This is a genomic window from Thermodesulfobacteriota bacterium, assembly GCA_035559815.1.
GTDB lineage: Bacteria > Desulfobacterota_D > UBA1144 > Nemesobacterales > CSP1-2 > DATMAT01.
On the sequence record DATMAT010000001.1, the window covers coordinates 24,979 to 40,639 of the forward strand.

General features: G+C 47.3%; 14 protein-coding genes. 10 read left to right on the forward strand and 4 right to left on the reverse strand.

The features are described from left to right. The first annotated feature begins 98 nt into the window (after positions 1-98). The gene (locus tag VNN20_00105; protein HWP90590.1) at positions 99-1,808 is read left to right on the forward strand and encodes a solute carrier family 23 protein; all 1,710 of its coding nucleotides are present in this window, start codon (positions 99-101) and stop codon (positions 1,806-1,808) included. Positions 1,809-2,310: 502 nt separating this feature from the next. Here the strand turns inward: VNN20_00105 and VNN20_00110 are convergent. Further along, positions 2,311-3,633: a choice-of-anchor Q domain-containing protein gene (locus VNN20_00110; protein ID HWP90591.1), complete on the reverse strand. Its 1,323-nt coding sequence runs from the start codon at positions 3,631-3,633 to the stop codon at positions 2,311-2,313. Positions 3,634-3,828: 195 nt separating this feature from the next. Here VNN20_00110 and VNN20_00115 point away from each other — a divergent pair, with 195 nt between their 5' ends. The 3 genes from VNN20_00115 (at position 3,829) to VNN20_00125 (ending at position 9,247) form a co-directional block, all read left to right on the forward strand. Further along, positions 3,829-6,000, forward strand: a complete 2,172-nt coding sequence (locus VNN20_00115; GenBank protein ID HWP90592.1) for a cation:dicarboxylase symporter family transporter — start codon at positions 3,829-3,831, stop codon at positions 5,998-6,000. 825 nt (positions 6,001-6,825) lie between these two features. Continuing rightward, entirely contained in the window at positions 6,826-8,247 is a 1,422-nt protein-coding gene (locus tag VNN20_00120; protein HWP90593.1) for a class II fumarate hydratase, read from the forward strand. Positions 8,248-8,461: 214 nt separating this feature from the next. After that, positions 8,462-9,247, forward strand: a complete 786-nt coding sequence (locus VNN20_00125) for a glucose 1-dehydrogenase (protein HWP90594.1) — start codon at positions 8,462-8,464, stop codon at positions 9,245-9,247. A gap of 239 nt (positions 9,248-9,486) precedes the next feature. On the opposite strand, the gene VNN20_00130 is transcribed toward VNN20_00125, so the two are convergent. Beyond that, positions 9,487-9,900, reverse strand: a complete 414-nt coding sequence (locus tag VNN20_00130) for a hypothetical protein (GenBank protein HWP90595.1) — start codon at positions 9,898-9,900, stop codon at positions 9,487-9,489. A 229-nt stretch (positions 9,901-10,129) separates the two neighbouring features. On the opposite strand from VNN20_00130, the gene VNN20_00135 reads away from it, so the two are divergent. The 5 genes from VNN20_00135 (at position 10,130) to VNN20_00155 (ending at position 13,501) form a co-directional block, all read left to right on the forward strand. After that, the gene (locus tag VNN20_00135) at positions 10,130-10,609 is read left to right on the forward strand and encodes a hypothetical protein (protein ID HWP90596.1); all 480 of its coding nucleotides are present in this window, start codon (positions 10,130-10,132) and stop codon (positions 10,607-10,609) included. 638 nt (positions 10,610-11,247) lie between these two features. Continuing rightward, a complete protein-coding gene (locus VNN20_00140) occupies positions 11,248-11,799 on the forward strand; it encodes a sigma-70 family RNA polymerase sigma factor (GenBank protein ID HWP90597.1) in 552 nt (183 codons plus the stop codon). After that, positions 11,771-11,974: a sigma-70 family RNA polymerase sigma factor gene (locus tag VNN20_00145; protein ID HWP90598.1), complete on the forward strand. Its 204-nt coding sequence runs from the start codon at positions 11,771-11,773 to the stop codon at positions 11,972-11,974. Before VNN20_00140 ends, VNN20_00145 begins: the two co-directional genes overlap by 29 nt. 55 nt (positions 11,975-12,029) lie before the next feature. Continuing rightward, complete coding sequence (locus tag VNN20_00150; GenBank protein ID HWP90599.1) at positions 12,030-12,233, forward strand: hypothetical protein; 204 nt, start codon at positions 12,030-12,032, stop codon at positions 12,231-12,233. A 164-nt stretch (positions 12,234-12,397) separates the two neighbouring features. After that, entirely contained in the window at positions 12,398-13,501 is a 1,104-nt protein-coding gene (locus VNN20_00155; protein HWP90600.1) for a glucose 1-dehydrogenase, read from the forward strand. 478 nt (positions 13,502-13,979) lie between these two features. Here the strand turns inward: VNN20_00155 and VNN20_00160 are convergent, their stop codons facing one another. Both VNN20_00160 and VNN20_00165 read right to left on the reverse strand, forming a co-directional pair. Further along, a complete protein-coding gene (locus VNN20_00160) occupies positions 13,980-14,432 on the reverse strand; it encodes a PIN domain-containing protein (GenBank protein ID HWP90601.1) in 453 nt (150 codons plus the stop codon). After that, positions 14,404-14,691, reverse strand: a complete 288-nt coding sequence (locus tag VNN20_00165; GenBank protein HWP90602.1) for a hypothetical protein — start codon at positions 14,689-14,691, stop codon at positions 14,404-14,406. Before VNN20_00165 ends, VNN20_00160 begins: the two co-directional genes overlap by 29 nt. 525 nt (positions 14,692-15,216) lie before the next feature. On the opposite strand from VNN20_00165, the gene VNN20_00170 reads away from it, so the two are divergent. After that, positions 15,217-15,606, forward strand: a complete 390-nt coding sequence (locus VNN20_00170) for a hypothetical protein (protein ID HWP90603.1) — start codon at positions 15,217-15,219, stop codon at positions 15,604-15,606. Positions 15,607-15,661 lie beyond the last annotated feature (55 nt).

The following is a 15,661-nucleotide window of genomic DNA, read 5'->3' on the forward strand; positions in this document are numbered from 1 at the left end:
AGGTAGTGATTTTATGGCATGATTGATGAAACAAAGATTACGGCAATATAGCCTCTAAATTCTACTCCTGGTTTCACGAATGAGGAAAAAGCGTCCTGATGGCCACTCGTCCTGATGATTTGATCTATACCGTTGATGACTTCCCGCCCTGGCCGAGGTTGATACTTCTCGGCTTACAGAACGTGGTACTGATTTCCATCTATCTGGTCTTCATCGTCATAATATCAAACGCCGCCGGCAGTCCCCAGCATGTCACGGTCAGTGCCATAAGCCTGGGTATGATTGCCGTTGCCATCGCCACGATGCTTCAGGCAATTTGGAAAGGTCCGGTAGGCTCAGGGTTCCTGGCCCCGCCGGTATTCTCGGCGATATATTTAGGTCCGTCCTTATTAGCGGCGAAGGCAGGGGGTTTGCCCGCCGTGTTTGCCATGACCATATTTGCCGGAGCAATCGAGGTTTTGCTGTCCAGGTATTTACAGCACCTCCGCGGCGTGTTTCCCCCATCTGTATCCGGCTTCATAGTCCTGATAGTGGGAATAGAACTCGGATTAGTAGGCATGGACCAGGTGCTCGACGTAGGCGCATACAAGGGCCCACAGTTCAGCCAGCACTTATTTGTGTCCGTGCTTACTTTGGCCATCATCATAAGCTTGAGCGTGTGGTTCCGCGGATTGATGAGACTCATGTGTTCCATGCTGGGTATAGTTGTCGGCTTTCTGGTGGCCATTCCACTCGGTTTGGTTGAGGCGAAATCATTGGAGCTTTTCTCTAGTGTGAAGCTATTCGCCTTGCCCGACCCGTGGTTTATTTCTTATCATTTTGAACCCTCCTTAATTCCGGCATTTCTCACCGCCGGTGTGGCATCTGCGCTCCGTACGATTGGGGTAATAACTACCTGCCAAAAAATCAACGATGCCGACTGGAAGCGTCCGGAAATAAAATCAATCAAGGGCGGCATGCTGGCCGACGGCATAGGCTGCATGCTGGGAGGGTTATTAGGCGCGCCGGGAATGAATGCGGCGCCTAGTCTCGTGGGTGTTTCCAAGGCTTCCGGTGCTACCAGTAGATACATAGCGTTCTCGGCCGGTGTCATATTCATACTAATTGCCTTTTTGCCAAAAGTGGCTTCGGTGTTCTTGCTCTTGCCCATGCCGGTTGTGGGGGCAGCTTTGGTAGCCAATGCGTCCTTCATGATGGCCGGGGGCATACAAATCATGGTCTCGCGGAATATAGATACCCGGGTGACCTATGTTATCGGCGTTTCCCTGCTGCTTGGCTTGAGTAGGAAGGTATTTCCGGGCTACTTCGAGCAACTGCCCCACACATTGCAGTTGGTGACGGGTACAGTCCTATCCCTTGCCGTTATATGCGCCGTGCTCTTGAATCTCCTCTTTCGAATAGGCATAAGGCGCACCCAGGTTTTTGTTTTTGAGGAATCGGATATCTCGCTTGAGCGTCTGACGAAATTCCTTCAAGCGCAAAAGAAATCCTGGGGTCTCAGCGAAGAGGTAATCGAGCGTAGCGTATCTACCACGACCCAAGTCGTACACCACCTACAAGAAGTACATTTAATCCTGGGATCGGTGAAAATACTGGTGAGCTATGACCAGGTCGACTTGGTGATCAATATCGAATATCAGGGCACTTTGTTGTCATTGCCCAACGTCGGACAGAAAAAAAGGGTGTTTGTGGAAGAGGAAGCGTTTGCATACGGCCTGGCCGATTTTTTGACCGGTGTCTATCCGGATAGGATGGAGCTTTCATCAAAAGGAAAGAATGCTAACATCCGTCTCTATTTCAGCGCTTGAGCAAGGACTGATTTCCCTATTGTGATCGCTGTTGAAGTTGTCTTAAAATAGTATGTTAGACAAGGCAAATAGTTTGAGGAGGGGTGTATGAGAACAATAATATCTTTGAGTATTTTTTCCCACTTTTGTACTTTCGATAGTTTCTTGCAAATCTCCTGAAGATGGCCAAAGGGACCTCGAAAAACTCCAGTGGACATGGCAATTAGTCTCAGGAGTGGTCGACGGCGAGGAACTCCCTGACGAAGAAGTTAAAAACACCCAGATTATGATAAAAGGCAACACCTTCGTGCTTCCACATGCATCCGAGTAGGTACAAGTCCTAAAGGAGCTTTTATAATTAATTCGGATACCGACCCTATGAAATAATCGATTTGATGTTGGATTATTAGGCATAGTCCAGACTCTTGGTGTCGAATTATAATCAGTTATACATCTCTCAGTTATTTTGTACTATGCCGAATTCTAGGATGCCTACTTCTGAAGCTATCATCTTGTTATGCCATTAAGTTATATTCCTTCTCCACACCCTCCTTATTACAATGAAAATCGGAATTAGGAGATAAAGTGGTATTGAAGGTTTAACACCAACCGATGCGATAGAGCAACCACCGCCTCCCTGGCTCTCAAGAATATCTGGTATTCCATCATTATCACTGTCCTCTGCTTCGAATGCCCCGATGTCGCATCTAGTTCCTTGAGGCCTTGTAATGCCGCGCTGGTCTGTATCAGGCGGAGGACAATCTGGATTGCCGGCGTCTATAGCCGGGCTACCAGTTAGCAAAGCCTGAGTTTCAGTAGGCCCCCCGTTATCCTGGAGGGGACCGAGTTTGGGGTCGGTATTGGGAAGATCTCCGGTAGAGGTAAGGCCGCAGGAGTTTCCGCTCTCCAGATTGTATCCTAATGACGTGATACTGCCTGAACAGTCTCCTCCCGATGGAGTGTTAGCAACGATGCTGCTGCTCAATTGAACTGTGCCCCCATTGTTAAAGATGCCACCGCCACCCTCGAAAGCCGTATTTTCGCTGATCGTGCTGTTAGTAATGGTCATCATACCCTCGTTAAAGATACCACCACCCTGGTTTGCCGAATCTCCATTTATAGTGCTGTTAGAGATGGTTACAGTGCCATTGTTATTATAGATACCGCCTCCACCGACTTCTGCAGAATTAGATGAGATGGTACTGCTGGTGACAGTTACAGTACCCCCGTTAAAGATACCGCCGCCTCTACCCTGGGCTCCATTGCTACTGAGGGTACTATCGGTGATGGTCAGTACTCCATCGTTAATGATGCCGCCCCCTATATCGGCCATATTGCCGCTAATAATACTATTATTAATGTTCATAGTGCTCTCACCATCGATTAAGATGCCTCCACCCTGGCCTGGAAACACCCCGCCCATTACTACGGTATTGTTGCTGATTATGCAGTTATTCACGTCCACCGCCGAGGAGAAGCTGGAAATGCCGCCACCTAAGGTACCCATGCCGTTTTCTATTGTCATGCCTTCAATAGTTACAGTAGCAGATCCGACTGCAAATACGGGCGCGCCGTTTTGTATTCCTTCTACGACGGTATTATCAGCTCCAGCCCCTTGCAGTATAAGGTTCTTACTAATACCCACGTTCTCTTGAAATGCCCCTGCGGCTATATCAATCGTGTCGCCCGAAGAGGCGGCATCAACCGCCTGCTGTATGGTATTACAGCTAGGGTTGGCCGTCGTACATGCATTTGAACCATCTCCGGGAACATTCCAAGTTGTTTGTCCCCACACCGGAACTGAGACGAGGGGAATTAGGTTTCCCATCACCGCTGTCATTGCCATCACGGCCAGTTTTTTTCTAGTTCCCTTCATATCGTGGTTCCTCCTTGCCTCTTCTACTTGAGATTATCTCAAACTATAGACATGAAATCAATAGATTGTTAATATGAATGGTCAGATGGTAGGAACGGCTCTAACCATTCAGTAAATCATTAATTAATTACCTTAAGAGCACAGCGTTCCGAATTAATCCTTTCCATGAAGATCAGGACAATAGGACCGGCGGGCCGGCTAATTATAGGGGCAATTCTGGGTATTCTTGCCGGGGTGTTTTTTGGGGATTACTGCAAGGTTCTAAACCCAATCGGCGTGGGCTACGTGATGTTGCTACAGGCCCCCATTTATCCTTTACTGGTAAGCGCCTTAATCCATGGTCTAGGAACGTTAAGCCCTTGTACATTCGGCAGCCTTTTCAAACGAGGGTGGATATTCTATTTGGCTGCCTGGGGTATTACACTGGGGGCAATCTTCATACTAGTCCAGGCTATCCCCCGGGTAAACGCCCCTTTCGTGATAAATCCGGCCCAAAAGGGACAGTCAGCGTCGAGTATACTTCAGCTTTTCCTTCCGGCTAATTTATTCACCGACATAGCGGGCAACCTTGTCCCGGCCGTGGTTATCTTCAGCGTTCTTTATGGACTGGCTATTCAGAGGTTCAAAAATAAGGAAAACATCCTTAACGTTTTTGATGCTATCAGCACCGCAAGCATTAAGATCTGGAATTGGGTGGCGATACTGGCGCCAATAGGGGTATTTGCCCTTTTCGCCGATTTAGCCGGAACGGTCTCGCTGGCCCAGCTCGAAAGCTTAACTCTATATATCCTGTTATTTGCCATCGGCTCTGTAATACTTGCATTCTGGGTGCTCCCGGCGGTGATAAGCGCCCTTACCGACCTGCCGGTCAGGAGGCTGTTGAAGACAATGAGAAATGGCATTATCATGGGCGCGGTTACTACTATTTCTGCAACGGCTATCCCATATGTTATTGAGGCCGTGGGAAAGCTTGCCGCCGAGCATAATATAACCGATGAAAAGAGAGAGACGCTCGTCAAAACAACGGTCTCAATCACCTATCCGTTAGGTCAGTTAGGCAATCTCTTCGTATATCTATTCATGTTTTTTTCCTTCTACTATTTCAAACAGCCGGTTGATATAATGGAACAGGTTCTCTTGCCAATACTAACCCTGCTATCTTCTTTCGGCAGCCCCACTGCCGCAGTAAACTCTGTGGCTTTTTTGAGTGCCTGGTTGAATATTCCCGGCGATGCCACGGAGCTATTCGTGGAAACGCTGGCAATCACCCGTTACTTCCAGGTTATTGCCACCGTTGTGGGATTTTACTTCATTCCCATACTAGTGCTTTTTGCCTTCTACGGGAGGTTGAAGATCAGCCCTTTGCGGTTGATTTCCGGTCTAGTTTTTCCAGCATTAATATTCGGGATCATTACATTTGGTCTTTTTCATCTCGAAGGATGGCTCATTCCGCAAAGGGTGAATACTTACCTCTCCTTTTCTCTTCCGGAGAGCGTGACAAACGGGGTTGATGTAACCGTTCACAAGACGGCCGAGACGGTTGAAATTAAACCGGAAGATGCATCTTTGAATGAAACCAGCCTTGATCGCATCAAAAGAACCGGTGTGTTGCGTGTGGGCTACAATGTATTCCCAATTCCATTTTGCTACCTCAACAATAAGGGAGAGTTGGTTGGATACGACGTTGCCTTTGCCTACGAATTAGCCCGTTCTTTGAATGTGAAACTGGTTTTTATTCCATTTGACTGGGATAGCCTTGTGAAGGACCTGAAGGCTAGCCGTTATGATATTGCCATGGCCGGCATATATGTCACCAACGAACGGATAGAGAGCGTAAAGGTGTCCAACTCCTATTTTAGGGGTCCGCTGGTAATGGTCGTCCCTTCAAGTCAGGCCCATAAATTTCTCTCTAGACAAAGGATAGCAAAGATAGAAGACTTGAAGATCGCGGTCTTCTATGACCAGGTATTCCTCAACCTGGTGAACGAGACCTTTCCGCAAGCTCAGATGAAGGTTGTTTCCAACCTCGAGGAAATGGCCAGTTTTAATGGTTTTGATGCGGTTATCTGGACTTTAACCCAAGGGTCTATTTTAGCCAGCATGAAGCCCGGGCTTAGCGTTGTAGTACCAGAAGATTTGGGCCCTCCCTTTCTTTTCGCTTATTTGATGCCCCCCAATTCAAACGAACTACGCGAATACGTGAACTATTGGCTGGACCTGAAAGAAGACGATGGGTTTACGAAGAAGATGAACGATTATTGGATTCTAGGAAAGCCCTCAGCCGACCCATCGCCCCGCTGGAGCGTTATTCGAAACGTGCTTCACTGGATTGATTGAGGTTAAATTCGAGGCGATTAACTCACCGCCGAAGGGGTTAATGGAGCAACTAATACCCTAGAGACGCATGGCAATGCGCCTCTACTTGGGTAAATAACTTCTATACGTTGTACTCTTGACTTGAGAATTTCCCCAGGCTGGGAGGCTGTTATTGCTAGGGATGTAGTTCCCTGACTTCCTCCCTCCCCGTCATTGCGAGCCGCTGTCTTTTGGCGGCGTGGCAATCCCGTATTTAGATTAATCATTAGACTGTTTTTTACATGTACTACTCTCCCTGTCATTCCGAGTGAAACGAGGAATCTTTCTTTAGATTTCTCCCCCCATGAGATATGACCCCGTGGGATAGTAAAACTTATCCAATGGTTCTCACGGGGTATTCGAAATGACATTCGAGTCAGAGTGCTCCGGTCGTGGAAGTTATCCTTTCGACTAGCTGTATAGGGTTCCGAGTAAGTACATTGGTATCCTTCGACGTGGCTCTGGATGAGCGGATGTACACATCCGCTGTTAACCACGAATAAAAATCCCGTTCGTCCTGAGTAGTTCGACTAGCTCACTACAGGCTTAGTCGAAGGGCGAACACCTCAAAAAATCCTATCCCTTCTTTTTGCAGTGAAGCAATCTCTTACTTTGGACAGGTTTGTCTGGGAATAACATTTTAGTCCTTATATTTAAGCTGACTACACATCTTAAATATGTTATATATTTACCGTTCACCGGCTAGTTTCCCATAACAATAGATGTTGCCTATCGACCGCGTCGATTAGGCTTTATAGGATGATTTAAAAGGCCTGAAAACAATCTATCCAAGGAGGGTTTTTGAAGATGTCAACTATGGAATATAGAATCGAAACCGATTCGATGGGGGAGATGAGGGTTCACGTTTCCGCCTATCATGGTGCTCAAACGGCCAGGGCAGTCGAGAATTTCCCGATAAGCGGTATACGTTTTCCGAGGGAATTCATAGCTGCCATGGGGATGATAAAATTGGCCGCGGCTGAAGTAAACATGGAACTGGGGCTTCTTACTAAGAGAGTGGGCAAAGCAATAATCAGGGCAGCTAAGGAAGTAATAGAAGGCAAGCTGGACGATCATTTTGTCGTGGACATATTCCAAACCGGTTCGGGTACTTCCACCAACATGAACACCAACGAGGTCATCGCCAATCGTGCCAATGAGATGATGGGGGGCAAAATAGGAGATAAACATCCGGTGCATCCGAACGACCATGTCAACATGGGTCAATCCAGCAACGATGTTATTCCTACGGCCATTCACGTATCGGCACTCGAGTCCATAGAAAAAAATCTTCTTCCGGCTCTCAAAAAACTTCAAAAGGCGCTGGATAAAAAGGCAAAGGAATTTGATCGGATAGTAAAAATCGGGCGCACCCATCTTCAAGACGCAACACCAATACGGCTGGGGCAGGAGTTTAGTGGTTACGCCAGCATGGTTGAGCATGGAATAAGAAGGGTTGAGAGTAGTAGGAATCATCTCTCCGAGTTGGCAATCGGGGGTACGGCGGTTGGTACGGGGATTAACACACATCCGGAGTTTGGAAGGCGCATGGCTAGGAAGCTAACCCAGATGACCGGGGTGCGTTTCAAAGAGGCGGAAAATCACTTCGAGGCGCAGGGGGCGAAGGATGCTGTCGTCGAGACAAGCGGGGCGCTCAAAACAGTGGCAGTGAGTCTCACTAAAATAGCAAACGACATAAGATGGCTGGGAAGCGGGCCTAGGTGCGGCATAGGCGAGATACTTATTCCGCCAGTCCAGCCTGGTTCGTCCATCATGCCCGGTAAGGTAAACCCGGTGATTGCCGAGTCGGTATGTCAGGTAGCGGCTCAGGTGATTGGGAATGACGCCGTAATTACGATTGGAGGAATGTCCGGAAATTTCGAGCTAAATGTTATGATGCCAGTTATGGCTCACAACCTTCTTCAGTCTATTACTCTGCTGTCCAATGTTGTCAATGTTTTTACCGATAAATGCATAGTCGGCATCAAGGCGGACAAGAAGCGGTGTGAGGACATGATCGAGAAGAGCTTGGCCATGTGCACCGTTCTTGCTCCGATTATCGGCTATGACGCTGCGGCTAAGCTGGCAAAGGAGGCATACGAGACCGGAAAAACAGTAAGGGAAGTGGCTTTGGAAAAAAAGATAATGCCCGAAGCCGAGCTGAGCAGGGTGCTTGACCCGTGGTCTATGACTATGCCCGGAGTCACAAGCTGGAGCGCCGGCGGGTAGAATCGGTAATAATACGATTAATGTAGAGACGCAAAATCTTGCGTCTCTACAAATAGTTAATACCGCTGGACACGAACAGAGGAGACCTTCCATCTGAAGTCAGTTGGTACACCGGCAGGTTGTCTAGATAGTATAATAGGAGTGACTGGAATGTACTCTTGTCCTTTTATGCCCGAGATTTTTAAAAATCAGTTTTTATTCAGGGAGGGTTGCCATGAATGTAAAACAACTCTTTGACCTTACCGGAAGGGTGGCAATAGTCACCGGTGGATATACCGGGATTGGGAGACAGATGGCGGAAGGGCTTGCCGAAGCCGGGGCCAATCTAGTCATCTGCGCAAGGAATTTTGACGGCTGCGTTCAGGCGGCCGAGGAGATTAAGAAAAATACCGGTGTGGAGGCTATCCCACTTAAATGCGACGTTTCAAAACACGATGACGTCCAAAAAATGGTAAACGAGACAATCGCCAAATTCGGCAAAATCGACATACTGGTCAATAATTCGGGCATAGCAATGGGCGGACTTCCGGAGGATACCAGGTTAGAAGATTGGGAACTCGTGCTTAAGGTGAATTTGACCGGCACCTTCCTCTGTAGCAAGGAGGCGGCCAAGTTCATGATTAAGGCTAAGAGGGGAAAAGTCATCAATATCGCATCGGTCATGGGTTTTCAGACAACCGAGCTGGTGAGTGCGCCGGCATATGTGACGTCTAAAGGGGCAATAATTACGCTAACCAAAGATTTGGCTGTTAGGTGGATACCGCACAATATAAACGTGAACGCAATAGCCCCCGGATGGTTCCCTTCGGGCATGACCGACCCGGTTCTTAGCCCGGATAAGATGGGTCTAGGAGATAGCCTGCTGCGCTCTATTCCGGCAAGGAGGTTTGGCGGGGATGACGACCTCAAAGGAGTCACAGTCCTCCTTGCTTCTCCTGCATCAGATTACATAGTGGGAGAGACTATTCTCGTAGACGGCGGGACGCTGGCGAGATATTAGAATTGGCGAATGACTCTTACCACGTAAGGAATTTATATAAATTCCCTCTTATTAACCGGGTCTTAAAATTTAATCAGAAAACTCGCCCTTCGACAAACTCAGGGCGAACGGCAGGTGCATTTGAATCGAGCTAGTCGTCTGGCTCATCAAAGGCCGTTCGTGGTGAGCCTGTCGAACCATGAACGGCGATTATGAGTCTGTGATTTAGAATCGTACATTTTATTCATTGGCAATAGGCATTAATCCACAACCGGTGTTGCCCCTAAAACCTCAATCCTTGTCGGGGTCATGAATTGGGACCCGGAGCCGAGGGTTGTACCGCCTTTTAGATAAGTTCCTTTACTTTGTGGTGGCAATGTTATGGGCAGAAGACCGGTCTCCTGGCTAATTGTGATGCCTTCCTGAGAAGCCGAAGTGGAAGTGTAATAAACCCTTACCTTAATATCTTTATACGCTATGTCACTGGTGTTCTCGATCGTCACGTGATGTATGATGGCTACAGCGCCCCAGGTGCCGTATACGGACCAGTCGGTGATTTTGACGTACCACTCCGGGTGTTCTACCATAAAATTCTTGGTTTCAATATCCTGAGCTTCTCCACTCGTGCACAAGATGCCAATCGCTATTAAAAAGCTTAAGGCTACGCGCTTCAATTTGGTCCTCTCTTACCTTAACTTGAGAATTCCCTGTGGCTTGCCACAGGGATACCCTTATCCATCCTCCCCCTCGATGGGGGAGGATTAAGGTGGGGGTGATTCACCCTCCCCTTCATCCCCTCCCATCAAGGGAGGGGAAACTTTCGGATACCCTGCAGCTTGCTGCAGGGTGATTCATTTAACATGATATATTAGATTACGTCGTTGTCGAATCGGATTCGAGGAAATGAGAAATTCTTTGATGCCGGTTTTTGCCGGGTTTGTGGCTACCTTAGTTATGGCCTTGATTATGTTTGTGGTGCGGTTATATCTGGGCGCTCCGTTCATTCCGGAGCTTCTAGCCCAGGGGCTTCTCCCCACCTATTCGGCGGGCTTGTCTGATTTCTCATCTATTACATCTGCCGAGTTCTCAGTCTTTATATTATCGACTTTAGCTCATTTGGGTGCAGGGACGATTCTCGGTGCGTTTTTCTTGTATCAGTGCCAGAGGTTCAAGTTGAGAAATCCGGTTTTACTTTCACTTGCCTACTCTATCCTTCTCTGGCTTGTATTTTCTGCTATTTTACTCCCGCTCCTCGGTTTTGGCTTTTTCGGTCAATACTTCTCTGGTATTCCAGCAATCGCCAATACCGCTCTTTTTATCTTCTTCCTGGTTTATGGTCTTGTTCTGTCTTTCTTTTTAGTTGGGGGGTGCAGAAGAGGATAGAAATATAGTCTGCTATGTGACGTCAGCACAAAACAATTAGAAACTAATAGCATATTCGCAAAACAAGGGTCTTCGACAGATGAAAACGCCTTTTTAAAATCGGGTTACTCTCTTTTTATGTTTGCCGTGCAAGTGCTGTCCTGACTATACTCATCCTTCGTCTCCGCTCAGGATGAAGAGATTTTACCGTGATTTATCCCTCTTCATGGTGAGCCTTTCGACTGCGCTCAAAGCCTGTCCTGAGCCTGCCGAAGGAATAAACTCCGTTGAACCATGGATCTTTCTAACACTAATATCTTTTTTTCAAGGGATTGCTTCGTCGTTTAATTTATCCCTTGGGCAAGCCTGTCCTGAGGGAATCGAAGGGCTCAGGGCAGGCTCTGAGTCTGCCGAAGTACTCCTCGCAAATGACACGCAATGTCATAACCCTCCCCTTGTGTCCCCCCTTACTAAGGGGGAATTAAAGAGGGGCTGCTTCTTTTTATCCGTCATTGGAGCCCTTTGATTACCATAAGACCAAATGTGACAATCAATCTCTTCTTTCAGACGAGTTTAGTGTTACATATAAATCCAAAATTAACCCCCAAACGTATATTAGCTCGAACTGCTTAGTGATTAAGGATTTAAGGAGAGCGATAATGGAACAGGTCGGCACAGTGGCGAAGGAGACAGCAAAGATATTTCACCTGGACGATATCGAAGAAGCCCTTATGATTGATTCTATGCCAAGAGAATACACTGTGGATGTGTTGATGCCCAATTATAAGGCTTTAACCGATAAGGAGTTGATTAGAAGGTTTACGGAAGATGATGACGAGGAGGCGTTTAACGAGATCGTCAATAGATACACGGATACGATTTACCGTACTGCGCTCAGAATCATCAATAATCCTAGTGACGCCGAAGAGGTCCTGCAGGAGGTCTTTGTAACCTTGATAAAAAAGCTGGACACGTTCGGCGAGGAGTCAAAATTCTCTACCTGGTTATATAGAGTAGTGGTAAACACTAGTTATATGTATCTAAGGGCTGAGAGGAAAAAGAATGAAAGCGAAATGAATCTCCCGGATTACGTTTCTTATGACCAGTCGGGAAGGCTTAACGGAATACGAAATAAGGATTGGAGTTATGAATCTGATATGGCTCTTCATGAGTATGGAGAGAATGGAAATCATCGAGAATGCGATAAGTGAGCTTCCAGAGTATAATAGGGTAGTCTTCCTATTAAGAGACGTCGAGGGTTTAACTAATGAGGAAGTGGCAAAGGTATTGGGAATCTCTCTTCCCGCAGTCAAGTCTAGAATCCGGCGGGCAAGGCTATTTTTAAGAGATAAGTTGTCAGATTATTTCTATGAATGGAGAAAGTAAGGCAGAGACGCATTGCCATGCGTCTTCATAAATACAAGGTTAAGGAGGGTTTGAAATGACCATAACGATAGCCCCTTTTACCATAGATAGAAGCCATGACTGCAGTACTCCCTCTCCTGTATATGCAAGAGATGGACTCATTACTACCATCACTTACTGGGGAATCTATATTGACGACAAGAACATTTCTTACACATCCAGCAAAGAGCTCGCTGAGAAGACAAAAGTGTGGATGGAAAAGTGGTTAAGGCTGACTTAAAAATATGTGAGTTCGATGTCGAAAATATCATTGCGGCGGAATCAGTTAGAATCTAATTTCCCCTCCCATCCCTCCTCCTTCGAGGGGGAGGGTTAGGGTGTTAACCGTTACATTAAATTTTTGCCACTGCTGAGTTATATCGAACTCCTAATAGGAGGTTTACTATGAAGGCAATTGCGGTTTTTCCGGGGAAGGCAGGAAGTATTCATCTGGCCGAGTTACCAAAACCATCGGTGGATGATGTACCCAACGGGCGCGGCGTGCTGGTTAAAGTGCTCCGGGTGGGTGTGGATGGAACGGACAAGGAGATTAACGCCGCTGAATACGGTCAGGCCCCTCCCGGATACGATTTTCTGGTTACCGGTCATGAATGCTTCGGGCGAGTGGTGGAGGTGGGAGAGAACGTAACGGAGCTTGAGCCCGGCGACTATGTTGTTCCTACGGTTCGCCGTCCAGGCAAGAGCTTTTACGACCAGATCGGTCAGTACGACATGACCACCGATGATACATACTACGAGCGAGGCATCAATCTTCGCCACGGATACCTCACCGAGTATTTTGTCGACGAGCCTGAATACATAGTGAAATACCCGGTTGGTCTTCGTCAAATCGGGGTGCTGCTTGAGCCGACAACTGTAATCGAGAAAGGTATCATCCAGGCATACGAAGCTCAGCGAAGGCTAAAAATCTGGAGGCTGAAACGAGCGGCGGTGCTAGGCGCAGGAACTATAGGACTCCTGGCTTCGATGTCCCTCAAGATGCGCGGTCTTGAAGTAACCGCATTCGGCCGGCGTTCAGCTCCATACAAAAATTCCGACCTCCTTTCTGAAATAGGCGTGCGATATCTTTCTACGGCAGAGATTTCCCTAAAAGATGCGGCTTCCAAGTACGGCCCGTTTGATATCATATTCGAGGCAACGGGGTTTTCTCCGATCGTGTTTGAGGCGATGGAAAGCTTGGGCAAGAACGGTGTGCTAATTCTATCAAGCGTGACCGGAGGAGACCGCAAGTTGGAGATTCCGGCTGATGCAATTAACCTGGGGTTTGTCTTGGGAAATAAAGTTGTAGTCGGGACGGTTAATGCTAACCGCGATTACTTCGAGGCAGGGATTTATGACCATGCCCGCGCCGAGGCCCAGTTCCCGGGCTGGCTTTCCAAGTTTCTCACCCATCCGGTCGACGGTCTTGAGAACTATAAGGAGATGATGAGGCTTCTAACCGAGGAGAAAGAGGCGATAAAGGTCTTTGTGAACGTGGCCAAGGAATAGAACGTAGGGAACACACATGTGCGTTCCCTACGTGCAGAAAGAAGCAAGAAAAGAGACCCAGTTACTATTTAACGGAGTCAAGACCCTTCGTCCTTAGCCGAGACTACCCTGAGCCTGAAATGCAATGCGGGAATGTCTTACACGCTAAGTCATAATCAATCCCGCTCACCCTGAGCTGCGTCGAAGGGTGAGCTCCTCTTGCTAAAGCGCATCCTTCGATTAGACTCAGGATGAGCGGACTTGCATCCACTGTAAGAGCGTCAAGGAATTAAAACCGCTGGGATCTGGTGTACCCCCGATGAATTCGTCGAGGGTCAAGAGGGAGGAGGTCAGGGAACCGCATCGCAATGACATTCTGGGAAAATCGGTGAATGTTCTATTTCGATTAGCATAACTATTCATAGAGACGACCCGTCGGATTTCTTCCACGCCAGAGAGCGCTCTAAGCCGGGAGCATTCGGTATGACTAAAGAAAGCATTATACTGAGTTTAGTATCTGTTTCGGCGTTCTAACCTTAAGGTGAGAGATTTTTTCTAAGTGTTTGATGTTCCACGTACATATTTGGAAAACACCGTTGCCGAGAGCGGTCGCCGCCAAATAGACGTCAAAAATTCTTTCTCTGATAGCGGCAAAATCTTTGAGCAGAGATAGAAAATCCCATATCGTTTCATCCTTTGGCGCGATAACCTTTAAAAACATCGTGTATTGATTAATTGCTTCCTGAGCTAGTTCCATGGAGGCCGGTTTTTCGACCCGCTTAACATTGGTCACAGTAGCCATAAACTCGAGGATGTTTTGCTGTGCAACACAGGCGTGTAACTTCCCGGAAGCAGCTAATTCTAACAGAGCCTTAGAATTTGAATGCTGCACTTCCCCTTTGTTAAAGGCGGCGACTAAAACGTTAGAGTCTATCAGCCAATACCTGGTCATAAAGTTCTTCTCTATCAGTTATTTTAACTCGACCCAGATTTGTGGAGATTAGCTTTTCCTTGCCATGCGCCATTTCTCTTACATGACTCCCTTTTCTCTCCAGTCCACTATTGACCAGTTCCCAAACTTTCTCCGAAACGCTCTTTCCCTCGGCTTCGGCTATCAATTTCACCCTGCGGATGAGGGTTTTTCGCCCCTGAGGAATGGAAAGCGTAATCTTGCCTTTTTCTAACGTTCTGTCGGTCAGCTTACGAGCCATTTTCAGAACCTCCTATATTCAGCATACCACTTTGAAGTGGTATCATCAAACTTTCTCAACCTTTTTACAGAAACTAGAATAAAAAAGTCCATCTTCGTCAGGACAGGCATGTCAAACTACCAACGGCGGTCTGTGTCAAGTGTCCACTAACTAAATGATCATTGGCAGAACCCAGGCATAACTATTTGTAGAGACGACCCGGCGGGTCGTCTCTACACAAAGGCCCTCTAAGCCCGGGAACATTCCGGCATGACCATGAATACGACTGTCATTCCCGCATAAGCGGGAATCCATAATTTAACCCCTTCAAATATGAATTTAGTCTCTCTATACAGGGCGTATGGCCATACGCCCCTACGAGATGGTAAGGCAATTCGTCATATTGATTTGAATTTAGATTTTTTGTGCTTTATGATCATAACCCGATAAAGCAACAGTTTGCAGTATGATACTGTACTACATTTTTGCAGGATAATAAGTAGTTTGGCGAACGTCGCCAGTATGGGCTCAAGCAGGAGCAGACTGATGAAATTGAACAAGGACAAGATGACGGTGGGACAGAAGGCCGCGTTTACGAAGAAATGGCGAGAAGCATCTAGAAAGGCTCACCGCACCGGAAAGAATGCCAAAACCTTCACGAAGTATTTTCTTGCTAAGGGCGGGTATAGGTATATGGATCTTGATAGCAAGAAAGGATACGAATACGAGGGTGTCGTCGATCTTATTGCCGTGAAGCGAGATACGAAGGACCCTGATCTACTCACTATCGTCTTGTTTCAGGTGAAGGGAGGTCGAGCACGAATAACTCGGAACGAAGTAAAGCATCTCCGTAAAGCAGTACGCCGCATTACCGTTCAGTGGAACGTTGCTGAGAAACCGGGTAAGGCCGTAAAGTTCAAAACACCATTGCTCTAAAGCATCTCGAATACCTTCAATCGAACAGCCGTACAACACTATAATGTCTCGGATG